At 54.6% G+C, this 14970-nt stretch carries 16 protein-coding genes; 5 read left to right on the forward strand and 11 right to left on the reverse strand.

Features of this window, described 5'->3' with window-relative positions; all coding sequences use genetic code 11:
- Positions 1 to 12 precede the first annotated feature (12 nt).
- Positions 13 to 645 carry a nitrate/nitrite response regulator protein NarP gene (gene narP / locus J5224_RS14520; RefSeq protein WP_264626049.1) on the forward strand — a complete coding sequence of 211 codons (633 nt, stop codon included), beginning with the start codon at positions 13 to 15 and terminating at the stop codon, positions 643 to 645.
- Between the two features lie 10 nt (positions 646 to 655).
- Here the strand turns inward: narP and J5224_RS14525 are convergent, their stop codons facing one another.
- Positions 656 to 1531 carry an EamA family transporter gene (locus J5224_RS14525; protein WP_264626050.1) on the reverse strand — a complete coding sequence of 292 codons (876 nt, stop codon included), beginning with the start codon at positions 1529 to 1531 and terminating at the stop codon, positions 656 to 658.
- Between the two features lie 82 nt (positions 1532 to 1613).
- On the opposite strand from J5224_RS14525, the gene J5224_RS14530 reads away from it, so the two are divergent.
- On the forward strand, positions 1614 to 2120 hold the full coding sequence (locus J5224_RS14530; RefSeq protein WP_264626051.1) for a MarR family winged helix-turn-helix transcriptional regulator: 507 nt from the start codon (positions 1614 to 1616) through the stop codon (positions 2118 to 2120).
- Between the two features lie 19 nt (positions 2121 to 2139).
- Here J5224_RS14530 and J5224_RS14535 read toward each other — a convergent pair whose 3' ends face one another.
- The 7 genes from J5224_RS14535 to J5224_RS14565 all read right to left on the reverse strand — a co-directional run bounded on the left by J5224_RS14535 (position 2140) and on the right by J5224_RS14565 (position 10039).
- Complete coding sequence (locus J5224_RS14535) at positions 2140 to 3153, reverse strand: substrate-binding domain-containing protein (RefSeq protein WP_264626052.1); 1014 nt, start codon at positions 3151 to 3153, stop codon at positions 2140 to 2142.
- Positions 3146 to 4582, reverse strand: a complete 1437-nt coding sequence (locus tag J5224_RS14540; protein ID WP_264626053.1) for an inositol monophosphatase family protein — start codon at positions 4580 to 4582, stop codon at positions 3146 to 3148. The genes J5224_RS14535 and J5224_RS14540 overlap by 8 nt, the downstream gene beginning before the upstream one ends.
- 55 nt (positions 4583 to 4637) lie before the next feature.
- Positions 4638 to 5741 carry an ABC transporter substrate-binding protein gene (locus J5224_RS14545; RefSeq protein ID WP_264626054.1) on the reverse strand — a complete coding sequence of 368 codons (1104 nt, stop codon included), beginning with the start codon at positions 5739 to 5741 and terminating at the stop codon, positions 4638 to 4640.
- A gap of 27 nt (positions 5742 to 5768) precedes the next feature.
- A complete protein-coding gene (locus tag J5224_RS14550) occupies positions 5769 to 6854 on the reverse strand; it encodes an ABC transporter ATP-binding protein (protein WP_264626055.1) in 1086 nt (361 codons plus the stop codon).
- A 1-nt stretch (position 6855) separates the two neighbouring features.
- Entirely contained in the window at positions 6856 to 8679 is a 1824-nt protein-coding gene (locus J5224_RS14555; protein ID WP_264626056.1) for an ABC transporter permease, read from the reverse strand.
- A 201-nt stretch (positions 8680 to 8880) separates the two neighbouring features.
- A complete protein-coding gene (locus J5224_RS14560; RefSeq protein ID WP_264626057.1) occupies positions 8881 to 9228 on the reverse strand; it encodes a hypothetical protein in 348 nt (115 codons plus the stop codon).
- 40 nt (positions 9229 to 9268) lie between these two features.
- On the reverse strand, positions 9269 to 10039 hold the full coding sequence (locus J5224_RS14565; RefSeq protein ID WP_264626058.1) for an SDR family oxidoreductase: 771 nt from the start codon (positions 10037 to 10039) through the stop codon (positions 9269 to 9271).
- 197 nt (positions 10040 to 10236) lie between these two features.
- Here J5224_RS14565 and J5224_RS14570 point away from each other — a divergent pair, with 197 nt between their 5' ends.
- A complete protein-coding gene (locus J5224_RS14570; RefSeq protein ID WP_264626059.1) occupies positions 10237 to 10689 on the forward strand; it encodes a winged helix-turn-helix transcriptional regulator in 453 nt (150 codons plus the stop codon).
- A gap of 57 nt (positions 10690 to 10746) precedes the next feature.
- Here the strand turns inward: J5224_RS14570 and J5224_RS14575 are convergent, their stop codons facing one another.
- Entirely contained in the window at positions 10747 to 11655 is a 909-nt protein-coding gene (locus J5224_RS14575) for a LysR family transcriptional regulator (protein ID WP_264626060.1), read from the reverse strand.
- A 96-nt stretch (positions 11656 to 11751) separates the two neighbouring features.
- Here J5224_RS14575 and J5224_RS14580 point away from each other — a divergent pair, with 96 nt between their 5' ends.
- On the forward strand, positions 11752 to 12315 hold the full coding sequence (locus tag J5224_RS14580) for a DMT family transporter (protein ID WP_264626061.1): 564 nt from the start codon (positions 11752 to 11754) through the stop codon (positions 12313 to 12315).
- A gap of 93 nt (positions 12316 to 12408) precedes the next feature.
- On the opposite strand, the gene J5224_RS14585 is transcribed toward J5224_RS14580, so the two are convergent.
- Complete coding sequence (locus J5224_RS14585) at positions 12409 to 13176, reverse strand: arylamine N-acetyltransferase family protein (protein WP_264626062.1); 768 nt, start codon at positions 13174 to 13176, stop codon at positions 12409 to 12411.
- Between the two features lie 38 nt (positions 13177 to 13214).
- On the opposite strand from J5224_RS14585, the gene J5224_RS14590 reads away from it, so the two are divergent.
- Positions 13215 to 14711: a PLP-dependent aminotransferase family protein gene (locus J5224_RS14590; RefSeq protein WP_264626063.1), complete on the forward strand. Its 1497-nt coding sequence runs from the start codon at positions 13215 to 13217 to the stop codon at positions 14709 to 14711.
- Between the two features lie 56 nt (positions 14712 to 14767).
- Here J5224_RS14590 and J5224_RS14595 read toward each other — a convergent pair.
- The coding region (locus tag J5224_RS14595; RefSeq protein WP_264626064.1) for a hypothetical protein at positions 14768 to 14970 on the reverse strand (203 nt) is incomplete at its 5' end.

Raw genomic sequence — 14970 nt, forward strand, 5'->3', positions numbered from 1 at the left:
TGGGAGTGAGTAATGTCAGAAACATTGAGCCACCGCGTGTTGATTGTCGACGATCATCCGCTTATGCGCCGGGGTATCCGCCAATTATTGGAAACCGATGCGATTTTTGAGGTCATTGGGGAAGCCAGCAATGGTATGGAGGCGCTCAGCCTCGCCAATCGTGATTCACCCGATATTATTTTGCTCGACCTGAATATGAAAGGGTTGAGCGGATTGGATACGCTGCACGCGCTGCGGCGTGATGGCATCAGTGCGCGCATTATCGTGCTGACCGTGTCGGATTCACCGGGGGATATTTACGCGCTGGTGGATGCGGGAGCCGATGGGTATCTGCTGAAAGACAGCGCGCCGGAGAACCTGTTGGCAGCGATCCGTAACGGCGATGCCTTCAGCGAGCAGGTGAAAGCGGTTTTACAAAACCGCATGGCGCTGCAAGAGATCCCCTCACCGTTTACCGTACTCACCGAGCGTGAACTGGACGTGCTTCAGGAAGTGGCATCGGGGCTGTCCAATAAGCAGATTGCTTCTGCGCTGTTCATTTCGGAAGAGACGGTGAAAGTGCATATCCGCAATATCTTGCGCAAGTTGAACGTGAGTTCGCGCGTGGCAGCGACCGTGTTGTATCTGCAAACGCGCGGTTTATAACGTCAGAGCGTCAGATCTTTGGTTTTTTGATTAGCGCCCATTGGATCGACAATACGCTCAGCATCACGATAATCAGCCCGGGCAATGCCATTCCCTGAATGCGCTGCCCGAGAAATACCCACCCCAGCACCACGGCCGTGACCGGGCTCAGCAGGCTCATTGCCGACACTGCGACCGGTGAAAGACGGCGAATGCCGCGAAACCACAGTGCGTAGGCCAGCATCGCACCTGCCACGCACAGCCACAGATAACCGGCAACTTGCGTGGCTGTTAGCGTGGGTAGCGGCGGATCGACCAGCAGTGCTACCGGCAATAAAAACATCCCGCCGAGCAGTAACTGCCATCCGGTCAACGCCATCACTGGCATCGAGAGCGACCAACGCCGCGACAGCCAGGTGCCCAATGCCATGCAGACAGCACCCAGAAACGCCGCGCCAATCCCGATGGTGTCGACGACGGTCTGTGGTGAAAGCAGCAACATCCCCATGCCGATAACGCCGATAAAGGCAGACAGAACGGCGGTGAGGGGGGAGCGCTGTCGATCAATTCCCCAGGCCAACAGCATGACCAGCAGCGGTTGTATCGCACCGATAACGGCGGCCAAACCGCCGGGTAAACGGTAGGCGGCGATAAATAACAGCGCCTGAAACGCGCCGATATTGAGGATGCCGGTGACGATGAGTTTCCACCACTCATTGCGTAACGGGAAATGACGACACCATAACAGCAGCGCACATCCCGCAGGCAGGACACGCAGCAGCGCTGCGATAAAGGGGCGGTCAGGCGGCAGAAACTGCGTGGTAACGATATAGGTTGTGCCCCAAATCGTGGGTGCCAGCGCGGTAAGCAACAGATCGAAAAGGGGATAACGTGACAAAAAGGCCATGATTTTATCTTTGCTTCAAGCTAAATTAGTAAGCAAAGTATGCAATGATAATTATCTTGATATCAAGATAAATGAGCGAGTGATGACAAAAAAAACGCAGGCGGATGCCGTCGATCGAATTTTAGAACAGTGGAAACGTGAGCGCCCGGATCTGGATTGCAGTCCGATGGGACCGATCGGACGACTGAAACGCTGTGCATTGCTGCTGGAGCCGCGTGTTGACGAGGCCTTCGTAGAGCACGGGCTGGTACGTTGGGAATTTGATATGCTTGCCACGCTGCGGCGTGCTGGCGCGCCGTTTGTTCTCTCTCCCACACAGCTGTTTTCTACCCTGATGATCACCTCTGGCACCATCACGCACCGGCTGAAAGCGTTGGAAAAACGCGCGTTTATTTCGCGCTTGCCTAACCCGGAGGATGCACGCAGCATGTTGGTGGCGCTGACGCCGCAAGGACGCGAGGTTATCGACTGCGCCGTCGAAACCCATATTGAAAACGAGCGACAACTGCTGTCTGGGCTGTCTGCGGCGCAGCGCCAGCAGTTGAACGAGGCGCTTTCCACCCTGATGCGACTGCTGGAAAACGAGTAGGCCCCTTAACCGGGAAAATCTAGCCCAAGGTGCTGCGTCGCACGGGAAGGGCGTTGAACACGCGTCGGGATGGTGTTCCGGTGGTCGGCGCGATCACCAGCTGGCATGCGGCTTCCGCCATCTCAGCCAACGGCTGAGCGAAGGTGGTCAGGTCATAGCCCAGCCAACTGGCCTGCTCGATATCATCGAAGCCGATGATACTGATATCTTCTGGAATGCGCAGGCCGAACTCGTGCCGAGCGGCGTCGATAAAACCGCAGGCAATCAGATCGGTGACGCAAAACACCCCGTCCGGGCGCGTTTCTGCGCTTAACAACGCGCGCGCGGCGGTAACGCCCGTCAGGTAACTGGCGCTGCCCGGTTGGGTCAGCGTGACGTTAACCCCCCGTTCGGCCGCCGCATCGAGAAAGCGTGTCTCGCGCAGCACCATGCTGGGAGAACGCGCCGATGACGACACCAACGCAATCTGCTGACAGCCGGCACCGAGCAACAAGGCTAACGCATCGGTCATTGTCGAACGGTAGTCAATCTCGATATTGTCCGCTCCTTCAAACTGTCCCATACGGTTAATCAAAATTACCTGTTGTCCGCTTTGCAGGCAGGTTTCAATCAGCGCACCCGGTGGTTTGCCTGACAACACAATCGTCGCTGTCGAACGGTAATTCAGGGTTTGTTGTAGAGCCTCCCTGACATTCTCCTCACCGTCGTCGGTATTGATCACCATTACCGCGCGTCCAGCATGGTTCAGACGGCGGGTGAGGTGCTCCAGCAGGCTGGCCTGATAAGGTGCCGCCAGATTACCGCCCAGAATACACACTGGGCGACAAGCCTCTTTGGAGAGGCCGCGTGCCAGGTGATTGACGTGGTAGTTGAGCGTTTGTGCGGCGGCAAGCACTTTGCGCCGCGTCTCCGCGGAGACGCTGCTGCCCGGTGTGAAGGTGCGCGATACCGCAGAACGCGATACGCCCGCCAATTGTGCAACTTCGGCGGCGCTGGCAAACCCGCTATTTTTGCTGTAACTGCTCTCACTCATCGCGCGATTCCGTTGCAATCAATGCCTTTTCACGCAGGATGGCATGTTCAGCCAGACGCGTCAGCGACGGCTTCGGCGTTTCAAACCATTCCTCCGGGTGTAGCTGGCGCTTCTCTCGAATCAGCGCGATGGCAGCGTCAAGCGTCGGATAACGTTCCGGGCATTCGAGGTGCATAAACAGGGCGACCAGCGCCACAGAACGGCTACGCCCGCCGCGACAGTTGACCAGAATATTGCCTCGCCTGTGGTTGCGGTAAGAGGGTTTATCGGGAATTTGCTGTAACAACGCGCTGCGCATCAAGTGATAGCCTGCGTGCAGCATCTCCGGCGCATTGCCTTCGCCATCAATCAGCCCGAGTTTGTAATAGCGCACCGGGCCGGCCCCGTGGGAAAGCAGATGGGTATCCGGTGTTGCTTCTTGGGTGGTCACCCAATCGATATCGAGATTCACCGCGCAATTAATCACGATGCCGATATCGTGTTCGGCCAGCAGCGCGGCGTCGCATACGCCGCTGGCACCGCCGATATAGATATCCATGCCCCAGCCGGGAAAGTTTTCGCTAATCAGGCTGATGGGGGGGCGCGGGTATACCGGCGTGGAAGGAGAAACGGGCACCGGCGCTACCGCCTCGCTTGCCAGCGGAATGCTGGCGGCGCGCGCTAACGCTGTGGCGACACCCGGTGCCGCCGCCAGCACTGGCAGGCCGTTATACAGGCCTGCGGCATCCTGAGGAACGATCCCGGTTTGCCCTCCCGCTTCGCGTACCAGCAGTAATCCAGCCAGACAGTCCCAGGCGTTCATGTGGATTTCCACATAGCCATCAGTGCGACCTTCCGCAACCCACGCCAGCGCCAGCGCCCCTGAACCGCCACGGCGGATGCTGGCTCCCAGATTGAGCAGGGCTGCCATCACATCCAGATAGCGTCGCTGGCTATGGCGCGCCGACCACCCCAGTTCAAAAGAGGCCAACTGCGTGTCCGCGATAGTGGTGCAGCGCAGCGTTTGACCATTTTTCAGCGCATAGTGTCCACGGCGTGCCAGATAGAGCTCCTGACTGACCGGGTTATAGATGGCACCCAGTTCCGTCGTCCCTTGATGAACCCAGGCGATACACACGCAGAAATGGGCGATTCCGCGCGCAAAGTTGGCGGTCCCATCGATCGGATCGACAACCCATAAACTTGCTGTGTTGGCGGGTTGCCGCGCGGACTCTTCACCCAGAATCAGATCGTCGGGAAAGGCGTCGCCAAGTTCCCGTAAAATCAGGGCTTCAACCAACGTGTCTGCTTCGGTCAGGATATCCTGATGGCCCTTGAGTTCATATTCCCCCGCTTTGCGCGAATGAAAATAGCGCAGGGCGGTATCGCCAGCGTCCAGAATGATGCGTTTTAATGCCGCTTCGCGCTGCTCAATATCGATGTTCGTCAACGTAATCTGCCTGTTTTAAAATGAAGAGGGGGGATGTCATGGTCTGAATGACCGGTTATTTCTTGTAGCTCAGGCTCCAGATATCTTGCCAGTCCTGCCGACTTTTCCAATCTTCTTTAGCCGTGTCCGTCAGATATTCCATCAATTCTGCGCGGTATTTTTCAATCCCGGACGCTTCGTTGGCGGGCAGTGAGACTGTCTGGTTGGTGGACATTTTGCCATCGACGCTCTGCGGCTCAATCCCTTCTGCGCTCAGCAAATAGTGGATAAACAGCTTGGCGGCGTTAGGGCTGTGGCTGCCAGTGGCGATAACCCCCAGACTGGGATAATTCCAGCCGATAAACGGTTTGAGCCCGTTACACAACCCCAGCTTCATCCCTTGTTGGTTATCACGGAATTTTGCGGTTGATACCAGACCGACAAAATCGGCGTTGCCGTCCGGTGCGCCAATGGCAGAGGCCGCGTCATTATCGGAGTGGGTGAGCAACACACCGTTGCCTGCCAGCGCTTTGACAAACGCCGCTGTGGCTGATTTCTCGTTGGTTTGCAGCGGCTTACCGAATTGTTGTTGGTACGCGTCGCGGATTTGCTGGTCGTAGTGAGTTTCCATCTGGCTGAACCAATCCGTGTAGGCGGGTTTGCCGGTCGGGTCCTGCATCGCCACCTTGCCACGCCATTCGGGTTGGGTGAGCTGCCAGATATTGGTGACGGGGCAGGTGGTGTGACGTGTGGTATTGTAGGCAAACACGTTGGGTGCCAGCACCACGGTTAACGGGTTTTGATAACGGGCGGCGATGTGGCCTTTCAGGTCATCCGGAACCCAGCTTTGCACGTAGCCCTTACTGAGCAACTGCGTGATTGCCGCCGGGGTATCTTCCACGATAGCGACATCGGCCCTGACGTTTTTGGCTTGCGCTTCACGGCTGATAATTTCGATGATCTGCGGCGCATCGGCTTTTACGCCAGTGGCCTTAAGCCCGTACTTTTCGCTAAAGGCTTTGGCCTGCTGCACGATTTTACCGGTTGACGCATAAACGGTTAACGGGTTTTCTTGCTGTGCGGCGGCGATCAGGGCTTGCAGTTCGGCGGTTTCAGCATGGGTTAACGGGCTGATTAGCAAAGTACTGGTGACCAACAGTGCGGTGAATGTGCGCTTCATCGTGACTCCTGATAATAAGTAAGGGGATTACTGGGCGGCTATTTCGTGGCGTAGCCCATGGCGATTGAAAAAGTGCAGCGAGTGGGTCGGCAGCTGGCAGAACACTTGCTGATGGGGCTGCCAGCGCGGTCGCAGTTGCGTTGAATGGAACAGCCGATCGTTGCCGGCGACCAGTTCAATGATCCAACTGCCGCCGGTAGGCATAATGTTATCGATGGTCATGGCAACGCCGTTGTTGCCTGCGTCAGCGCTGAGAACAATCTCTTCGGGTCGGATACCGCACAGCTCGGTGTATTCGCTGCTGTGCAGGGAAAAACGCTGGTGCAGATGTTGCGCCAAATGGCTCAATGGCGGGTGCAGCGGGATCATATTGAGCTTGGGCGTGCCAATAAATTCGGCGACAAAGCGGTTGGCGGGTGCGGCATAGATTTGATCCGGCGTGCCGACCTGTTGCATCTGCCCGGCGCTCATCACCGCGATGGTGGTCGCCAGAGTCATCGCCTCCCACTGATCGTGACTGACAAACACGATGGTGGTACCGAAGGTTTCGTGCAGGCGGCGTAACTCAGCCCGCATTTCCAGACGCAATGTGGCGTCCAGATTTGAGAGTGGCTCATCAAGCAACAGCACGCCGGGATTCACCGCCAGCATGCGCGCCAGCGCGACGCGTTGCTGCTGTCCACCGGAGAGTTGCGCCGGATAACGTTTGGCATAATCCGCAATGCGCAATTTTTCCATCACGTCCTGTGTGCGTGCGATACGCGCCGGCGTCGGGACTTTTTGTAGACGCAGACCAAAATCGACATTCTGTTCGACCGTCATATGGGGCCAGAGCGCATAGCTTTGAAACACCAGACCGATGCCGCGTTTCTCGGGCGGAACATAAATACCCTGCGTAACGGAGTCGACCACCTTGTCACCGATGACAATCTCCCCGTCGCTGGCGTGCTCAATCCCGGCAATCATGCGCAAAATGGTGGTTTTTCCGCAGCCAGACGGCCCGAGCAAGCACATGAATTCACCGTCGTTGACGGTCAGACTGATGTTGTTTACTGCCGGGCTATCACTGCCGGCGTATGTTTTGGTGAGATGGGACAACTGGATGGAAGGCATGTTAGTTCTCCAGCGCGTCAGCCAGGCCAGTACCGGTGATCTTCTGGATCATCACCGTACCTGCCCATGAAATCAGCGCAATCATCAGTACCACGGCGTTGGCCGCCTGCTGGTAGTTGTAGTCAATCAAACGCAGGGAATAGGTTGTCAGCACATCGGTTGCGGGGGTGGCGAGAATGACAAACAGACTCACTCCCTTGATGCCCGAGATAAATGGCAGCAGGATGCCGGTCGCCAGCGGACCAGCTTGAATCGGAATCACGATGCGGCGCAAGCGCGCCAACCAACCGGCACCGGCAATCTGCGCGGCTTCTTCAGCTTCTTTGCCTAGCTGGGTCATGGCGGCAATACCAGAACGGCTGGCATAAGGCATTTTTTCTGCAATCAGCGCCAGAATTAAGATCAGCGGCGTGCCATAGAGAGCAGGAATGGGGCCTCTTGCTACTGCAAAGAGAGAGAGAAACGCTGTGGCAAAGGCAATGCCAGGCACCAGATAGGGCAGAAACGTCAATTGACGCAGGCAGTTGGCAATCCAACGGAAATGGCAGCGCATCACGGCATAGCCCACCAGCAGACCGAGTACGCCACAGGTGACAGACGCGGAGCCGACGATAAGCAAGGTATTTCCCACCGTGCGCCAAAATTCGGGCGTCAGCAGTATGCCGTTATGCAGCGCTACCGTATCGAGGTTGTGACCAACCCAGTAGGCCAGGGTGAAATTATCCGCCGTGAAGCGACCGGGCAGCAGCATCACCGTAGAAAGAAACAGCGTCAGCAGAGGGATGGCGACCCCTAGCACAATAAAAGTAAGCGGCACGGCGGCGGCCAAAATACGCCAACGCCCGAGTGAGCGGCGACGCTCCATGACCCCTTTGCCGCCTACCGTGACAAAGCGTTTCGCCTCGCGCAGCATTTTCATGTCCAGCAGCAAGGTGATCATGCCCATCAGCATAATCACGGTGGCAATAACCGCAGCCACACCGGATTGGCGGGTGCTGATGGCCCGGTATAGGCTGGTCGATAACGTATCAAAATGGACCGGCAGACCGAGAATATAGGGCAGGGCAAACTCGCCGATGCAGTCGGCAAAAATCAGCAACGATGCCGATAGCAACGCGGGACGCACCAGTGGGATAATGATTTTGAACGCAATGACATTGCGTGAGGCACCCAGTACACGGGCGCACTCTTCCATCTGACTGTCGATACGCCTCAGAGCATTCCCGACGATCAGGATAACCAATGGCGTGTAGTGCAAGGCCATGATGACCACAATGGGAAAATAGCCGTAGGCCATCCAATTGGGTGTCTGGATCCCCATGGCTTCCAGCCAACCAGGTTGGCCGCCAATTGCATGGTTCTTGAACAGGGTGGTCCAGGCCAGCGCGAAGGTCCAGGAAGGGAGCATAAACGGCACAATGAGCAGGGTGGCGAAACCCTTACGCCCGGCAATATCGGTGCGGTGAATAAGCCAGGCAAGCGTGATGCCCACCACCAGTGCGCCGACGACGGTACTCACTGCCACCGCCAAGGTGTTCAGTAACGGTGTCCACAGCAGCAGATCGGACATTCTTGAGGCTAACGTGCGCAGCAGATAATAGGCAGTCAATGCGCCCTCAGCGGCATCGGTGCGACCTTCATCGCCGCTTTGCACCAGTCCCGCATTCAGTAAAACGGAAAGCACCGGTGCCAGAATGATCCCGCTAAACAGCATCAGCAGCAGTGCGCCAAGCCAATTGGCGGGTTCGTGGCTGGCGATAGACAGCGTGTGGCGCAGCATTGACCACGTGGTTTTTCGGTGGCGAATCTCGGCTTGGTAAGACACGGATTTATCCCTGACTGTTGACGACAGGCAGGAATATAGCGAGGCAATGTTACAGTTTGTCGAGTGTCTTGCACCTATGTGCAAAACAGGTGTTGTTGCTTATGGTGATTAAGCGCTGGAGGGGCTGCAGACGAAGACGGAAGCCACTGGAGCGCCTCAAAAACATCATCAGACAACTACATCGATAAGTTACCGGGCGTGTTAGCTCCGTTTTTTCTGACAATAGCGATAAGATTTGTAACTCAGGGGTAAAGCGCCAATATGATAGGTACAGCACAGACCCACGAGGGTCACAATAATATTGCTGATAAAAGACGCCGTGCTCATGGGATATTTAAAATAAATGTTTAGAAAAAACACGGCAATTATCAGCAAAAATATCGAAAATACGTTATAAAAACGATGCTTTAAAAGAGGTACGAACGAAAGTAAGGTTGTCTCAGTATTACCTTTTTCTACCCCACGTCTGATGAGCTTTTGCATATGAGCAATGTCTTTAGGCGTGAAGCCATTTTCCAGCAGCGTTGCTTCCATTTCATCATTGTTCATGTTTGATCCTTCAATTTTTACACTGTAATGCAAATATACCTCATTCTATCCGATTGAATGTAGTAGGATTTACTGAGTTGATCCGTTCAAATACCTGATCAAAACGTCCTTCTCGTTCGGCCAGTCGCTGCAACCGGGCACGTTCAACAATGATTTCTTCAGGTGTTGGTGTTTCACAAAACAGCGCCATCACCTCATCGATAAATGCCTCGAGCGGTAGGTATCCTTCCCGGTTGGCCTGGCCTGGCGTCAGTTCGGTCTGGATCGCGGGTGGAACCAGTTCGATGACTTCTATCTGCCCGGAAAGTCGATGGCGTAAAGATTGGGTCATGGAATGGATAGCCGCTTTGGTTGCGCTATAAATTGCTGCGTCAGTACGCGGTACAAATGCCAGACCGGAAGAGACATTGACAATAACAGCGTCAGACTGGCTTTTAAGATGGTCAAGCAGGGCGTTAGTCAGACGGACAGGTCCGAGTAAATTGGTGGTAATATGCGCCTCAGCATCAAGTAAATCGCCTCTTGTACTGAGATCGTCGTAGCGCATAATGCCTGCATTGTTGATCAGGACGTTAAGGGCGGGATAGTCATCCACGACCCGTTGTGCAAACGCATTAATGGCCGCGGGGTCATCGATATCAAGCTCAATTGCATGCATATTCGCTCTTCCTGCAATCGTTTCCTTGAGGGACTGTAAGCGTCTGCCGCTGACAATAACGGTATTGCCCAATTCGTGGAAGCGCAAGGCCAGTTCCCGGCCAATGCCAGAGCCGCCCCCGGTGATAAGTATGGTGTTATCTGCTGTTTTCATGCTGAAGCCTGCCTTTTAAGTTGGAGTAGTAACGCGTGTGCTTAAGACAGTAGGAGTATTTACGCCTTTTAGGAAGTAGGCACTGAAAAGTACCCTACTTACCTTGCGGTAAGATTTAGGCATAGCGAGGCGGTGAGTCGTTTCATTCTGGTAAGAAATTTCGATCTCCAGCATACTTTCTGAAATAGACTGCCCAAATGGGCGATAACATTCTAAAAGAGAGTATGACTTTGAACGACAACGCACTGAGTCACGAGGACGTGCAGGAAAAGCTATCGCACGCTAAGAAACCTGATCCTCACGTTGAAGCACTGGTTAATGACGTCATCGCCAGAGTTGCAGACAAGTGGACAATGCTGATACTCGAGGCTTTGGCTGAACAGGGCAAATTGCGTTTTACACAACTGGCGAGACACGTGACCGGCATCAGCCAGAAAATGCTCACACAGACGCTAAGAGATATGGAACGGGAAGGGCTGGTTATTCGTACGGTTTATCCTGTCGTGCCGCCAAAAGTGGAATACCAACTGACCGATTTAGGGCTGAGCCTGGGGGCTGCATTTTGTGGTGTGTGGGTGTGGGCTGAAGAAAACCTTGCAACGATTCGGCATGCTCGTGCGGCCTTTGATCTGAGAAAAAAGGGCGATTAGACGCACTGTTCCGGCAGATTGATGAGCCTGGTGACCGTAAATACCGCTAAAAACAATCTACCTGAACCGTTTACAACTCGCCATGATCGCGCAACGTAACCAATGATGGGCCGGATCGGCATTTTTCCTGAAATGCCAGGCTTGTTCAAACTTGAAACCATTAAGTTCAAGGGGTGGTGTAAACCGACAAATAGCATCATGACAATCTCCTGGTATCACCGTACGGCTAGCGATGGTTAATACAAGGTCGGTTCCGGGAAGCAGGTCTACTGCGGCACTCCAGTGAGGAAGTGCCACACAAATGTGTCGCTTTAGTCCCTTGGACATCAGTGCTTTTTCAATTTCATCAACCGTATCCGGCAGCGTCGCAAGTTGTACGTGTGGCTTAGCCAACCACTCTTCAAGCGTCAGATGACGGTTAGCAGGTAGAAAACGTCTGTCGGCAAGACAAATAAACGCTTCAGTGAACAGCGTCTCCTTCTCAACACTTTCCACAACATTCGGGAAAACGCCAAGCGCAAGGTCCACTTCACCATCCTCAAGTTGCGCCAGCATCATTTCTCTACTGGCTTGTATAATCGCCAGATCCATTCCCGGTGCATTTTGTCGCAGATGAATCATCAAGGAGGGTAATACTATCCTTGCTGCGTAATCGGACATGGCTATCCTGAAGCGTCGTTTTGCCGTATAGGGATCAAATACTGACGGGGCTAACAGTCTATCCAACCCCTGAAGCAAGGTTTCAAGCGGAGGAAGAAGTGCGTGAGCTTTGGCCGAAAGCGTCATTTTTCCGTTCTTACGCACCAGTAATGGATCCTGGAAGTGAGCTCTCAGTTGGGCCAGCGAGTGACTTACCGCCGGCTGGCTGCGATGGAGCCTGAGTGCCGCACGCGTAACGTGTTTCTCAGCAAGCAGGGCGTGTAAAGTCAGGAGCAGGTTAAGATCGATTTTCCTTAAAGTATCCATTTCATGCATATCCTGTATGCAAATTAAGAATTTCAATAAATATAAAGGATAGTGAAAGATACCTCTATCGCATAATTCTCCCTCTGGAGGTATTACATGTTTATTAAAGGCATCGTCTTATCACTTTTCCCGGCAGCAATCGCTCTGGTTGCTGGTGCGTTGTTGCCGTTTCAGGTATCGAGTAATGCTGCGGTAGGTAAGGCGCTGGGACACCCGCTTTGGGGGGCGCTTGTCTCTCTCATTGTCAGTTTGCTTGTGTTGTTACCCCTGTTGTGGTTTTTCAAAGCGCCTAGCCCTCGTCTGAGCAATGCCCTGGAGGGGCCTTGGTGGCTATGGATTGGGGGAGTATTTGGTGCACTTTATGTTGTCAGTTCAACCGCCTTAACACCCAGGCTCGGGGCCGCCAGTTTCATTGTTCTGGTCGTGGCTGGTCAGATGATCACGGCGATACTTGTTGATCAGTTTGGTTTGATGGGGCTCGCCCAGCGCCCCGTCACGCTTGCCCGAATCGCTGGGGTGATACTGATTGTTGCAGGCGCTGTTCTCATTCAGCACACGGGAAATGGCGGAGGAGAATCAAAACGGTTGAAACTGAATACACCCGATCCTGAAATCAGGTGTCAGGATTCGAACCCAGCCCCAACCTCATCGCCGACATAATGCGCTAAGGCCTCTTGCGAGCCACGGCCTCCGCGATGGGGCCGTTTTCTAAACGTGTCCGTTTAACGGTGGACTCATTGGCCTTTGGCTTTTTTACCGTGCAGACAATGCAAAGCGGTTCTCAAGTACATCCACAATTTCGTCTTCTGCCAGCAATTGTGTCTCTATCCTGTCTGCGGTAATCGTCTTAAGCGTATTGCCAAGCAGGATAACGCGTCCCTCAGGTCCGTGCTGTATAACAAGCAGCTTTTGTACAAAGACGGCATCGGGGTGCGTGGAGTTAAGGTAATTGGCCGGAACAAAGTCAATCCATTCCTGAGGTGACAGGTCAAAAGCGTATTGATCGGACCAACGTCCTTCAACCTTTGCCTGTAGCAGATAGTATCCGCTCGCATCACGACTAAGCCGGAACGTATCGAAATCCTGGGTGATGTCCGTATCCAGTTGGTCTAAGGCCAGCGGCGCGCGGATACCGTAGCTTCCAAACCCAAGGTCGCAAAGCCACTGACGACCATCGACTTCGGCGATGACCGCCATATGCGTTTTAGGCCGGCGTGCAGGGTAAAACATGGGCCGTGCCGCAACAAAACGGTAGGTAATACCCAGCGCTTCCAGCGCCATCGTAAACAGCCCGTTGAGTTCATAGCAGTAGCCGCCCCGTCCCTGCTGTAATAGCTTATCGGCAATATCATCAGGTACCATCGAAACGATGTTACCTGCCTGTACATCCAGATTTTCAAAGGGGATCGAAAAGAGCTGGTGACGCATGAGCGCGTGGAGTGTAGCGGTATCAGCAGCCGCATGTCCGCTATAACCGATGCGCCGTAAGTAGAGGGAAAGATCAAAATTGTCGCTGTGCATGTGACTTCCTAGGCTGGTTTGTGTTGAACACACTATAGATGGCGCCCCGCATCGCCTGTATAGTCAGATTTATCAAAAATCAGACTGTACAGATTCCGATGTCCGACCCATTCCCGTCGACTCCCCACTACCGCCGAATCGCCGAGATGCTGCGGCTTACACTTGCTTCAGGCGCTTTACGAACAGGAGATCGTATGATCTCCGCGCGTAAACTGGCCGAGCGCGAGCAGGTCAGTCTCCCTACGGCGCTGGAAGCCCTGCGTTATCTTGAGACGGAGGGCCTGATTATCGCGCGACCGCGTTCAGGCTACTTTGTCCACCAGATCCCCCCCAGTGGGGAGGCACAAAGCACTGCTTCTTCATCTGGGCCCGTGCCGGTGACCATGTCCGCCATAGCCCGATCGCTGTTCGGTAGCGCGGAAGCACGTCTGGTCCCGCTTGGTGCTGCACTACCCGATCCCACCTGGCTTCCCGTAGATTTACTACAGCGGGCGTTGCAGACGGCAGGTCGTCGGCTTGATGCACACGGGCAGAGCTACAGCCTGCCCCCGGGGAGAGCAGACCTACGCAGAAAGATTGCCGCACGCGCTGCACAGTGGGGGGCTCTTTTTGGTGCGGATGACCTTATCATTACCGCAGGTGCAACTCAGGCGCTACGTCTGGCGCTCCGCGCCGTATGCCAGCCTGGCGATGCCGTGGCGATTGAACAGCCCGCCTACTTCGGCACGCTCCTGCTGTTAGAGGACCTGGGTCTGAAGGCATTACAGATCCCCACGGATCCTGTTGAAGGCTTACTGCTGGCACCGCTTGAAGATGCCATTTTGCGCCACCGTCCTGCCGCCGTTCTGGCCTCACCTACGGTGCAAAATCCGTTGGGTGCCAGCATGCCCGTTGGGCGTAAGCGGGATCTGGTGACCCTGCTTGCCAGTAAGAACATTCCGTTAATTGAGGACGATGTATATGGCGACCTGGCCGGTGGCGTGCAGCGTCCGCCAGCGTGTAAAGCTTTCGACAGGTGCGGAAATGTTATTTATTGCAGCTCACTGTCTAAAACTCTGGCACCGGGCTGGAGAATAGGCTGGATTGCTGCCGGACGCTATCACTCAACGGTATTGCAGGCCCGTATGGCTGGGGAGTGGGCAGGCGCGCCGCTGATTGAAGCCGCAGCGAACGAGATCCTGGCAAGCGGTGATTATGACAGGCATTTGCGGTACCTGAAGCTTCGGATTGCGGAAGGTATCCGGGCTATCATCGCAAAGATTGAAACCAGTTTCCCACAGGGCACGTGCGTAGCCGCGCCAGAAGCCGGTTTTCTGATCTGGGTAAAACTCCCGCTCGGGATTGATGCGCTGGAGATCCATCGTCGCGCACTTGCCCTTGGTATTGGTGTCAGTCCGGGACCTCTGTTTTCTCCGGGGGCGGCAGAACTGCAAAACTATCTGCGGTTGAACGGTGCGAATGAACCCACAAGCCAGCTTTTGAATGCTGTGGAACAACTCGGTATCTTATGCCATGAATTGGCAAGGGGACATTGACAGCGGATATTTCCTGAGGCCAGGTAATCTACTTTTTGAACGTTTCAGACGGTAAATCATTTATTGGAGTACAATGTTGGTTTTGTGCCAAGAATGGACGTTGCCAAAACATCTTTGTCGAATGATGGGCCGTTCTGGATAGCGCTGCGGGCATGAACTGTCAGGTTATTATAAGGAGGCTCGTAAGCGTGCAGCGAGAACCGTGTTGACAGGATTACTCCGCAGGTAGCGTTACTCTCCAAGGCAGCAGTTCGTTGAC

This window comes from Candidatus Symbiopectobacterium sp. NZEC135 (genome assembly GCF_025962695.1).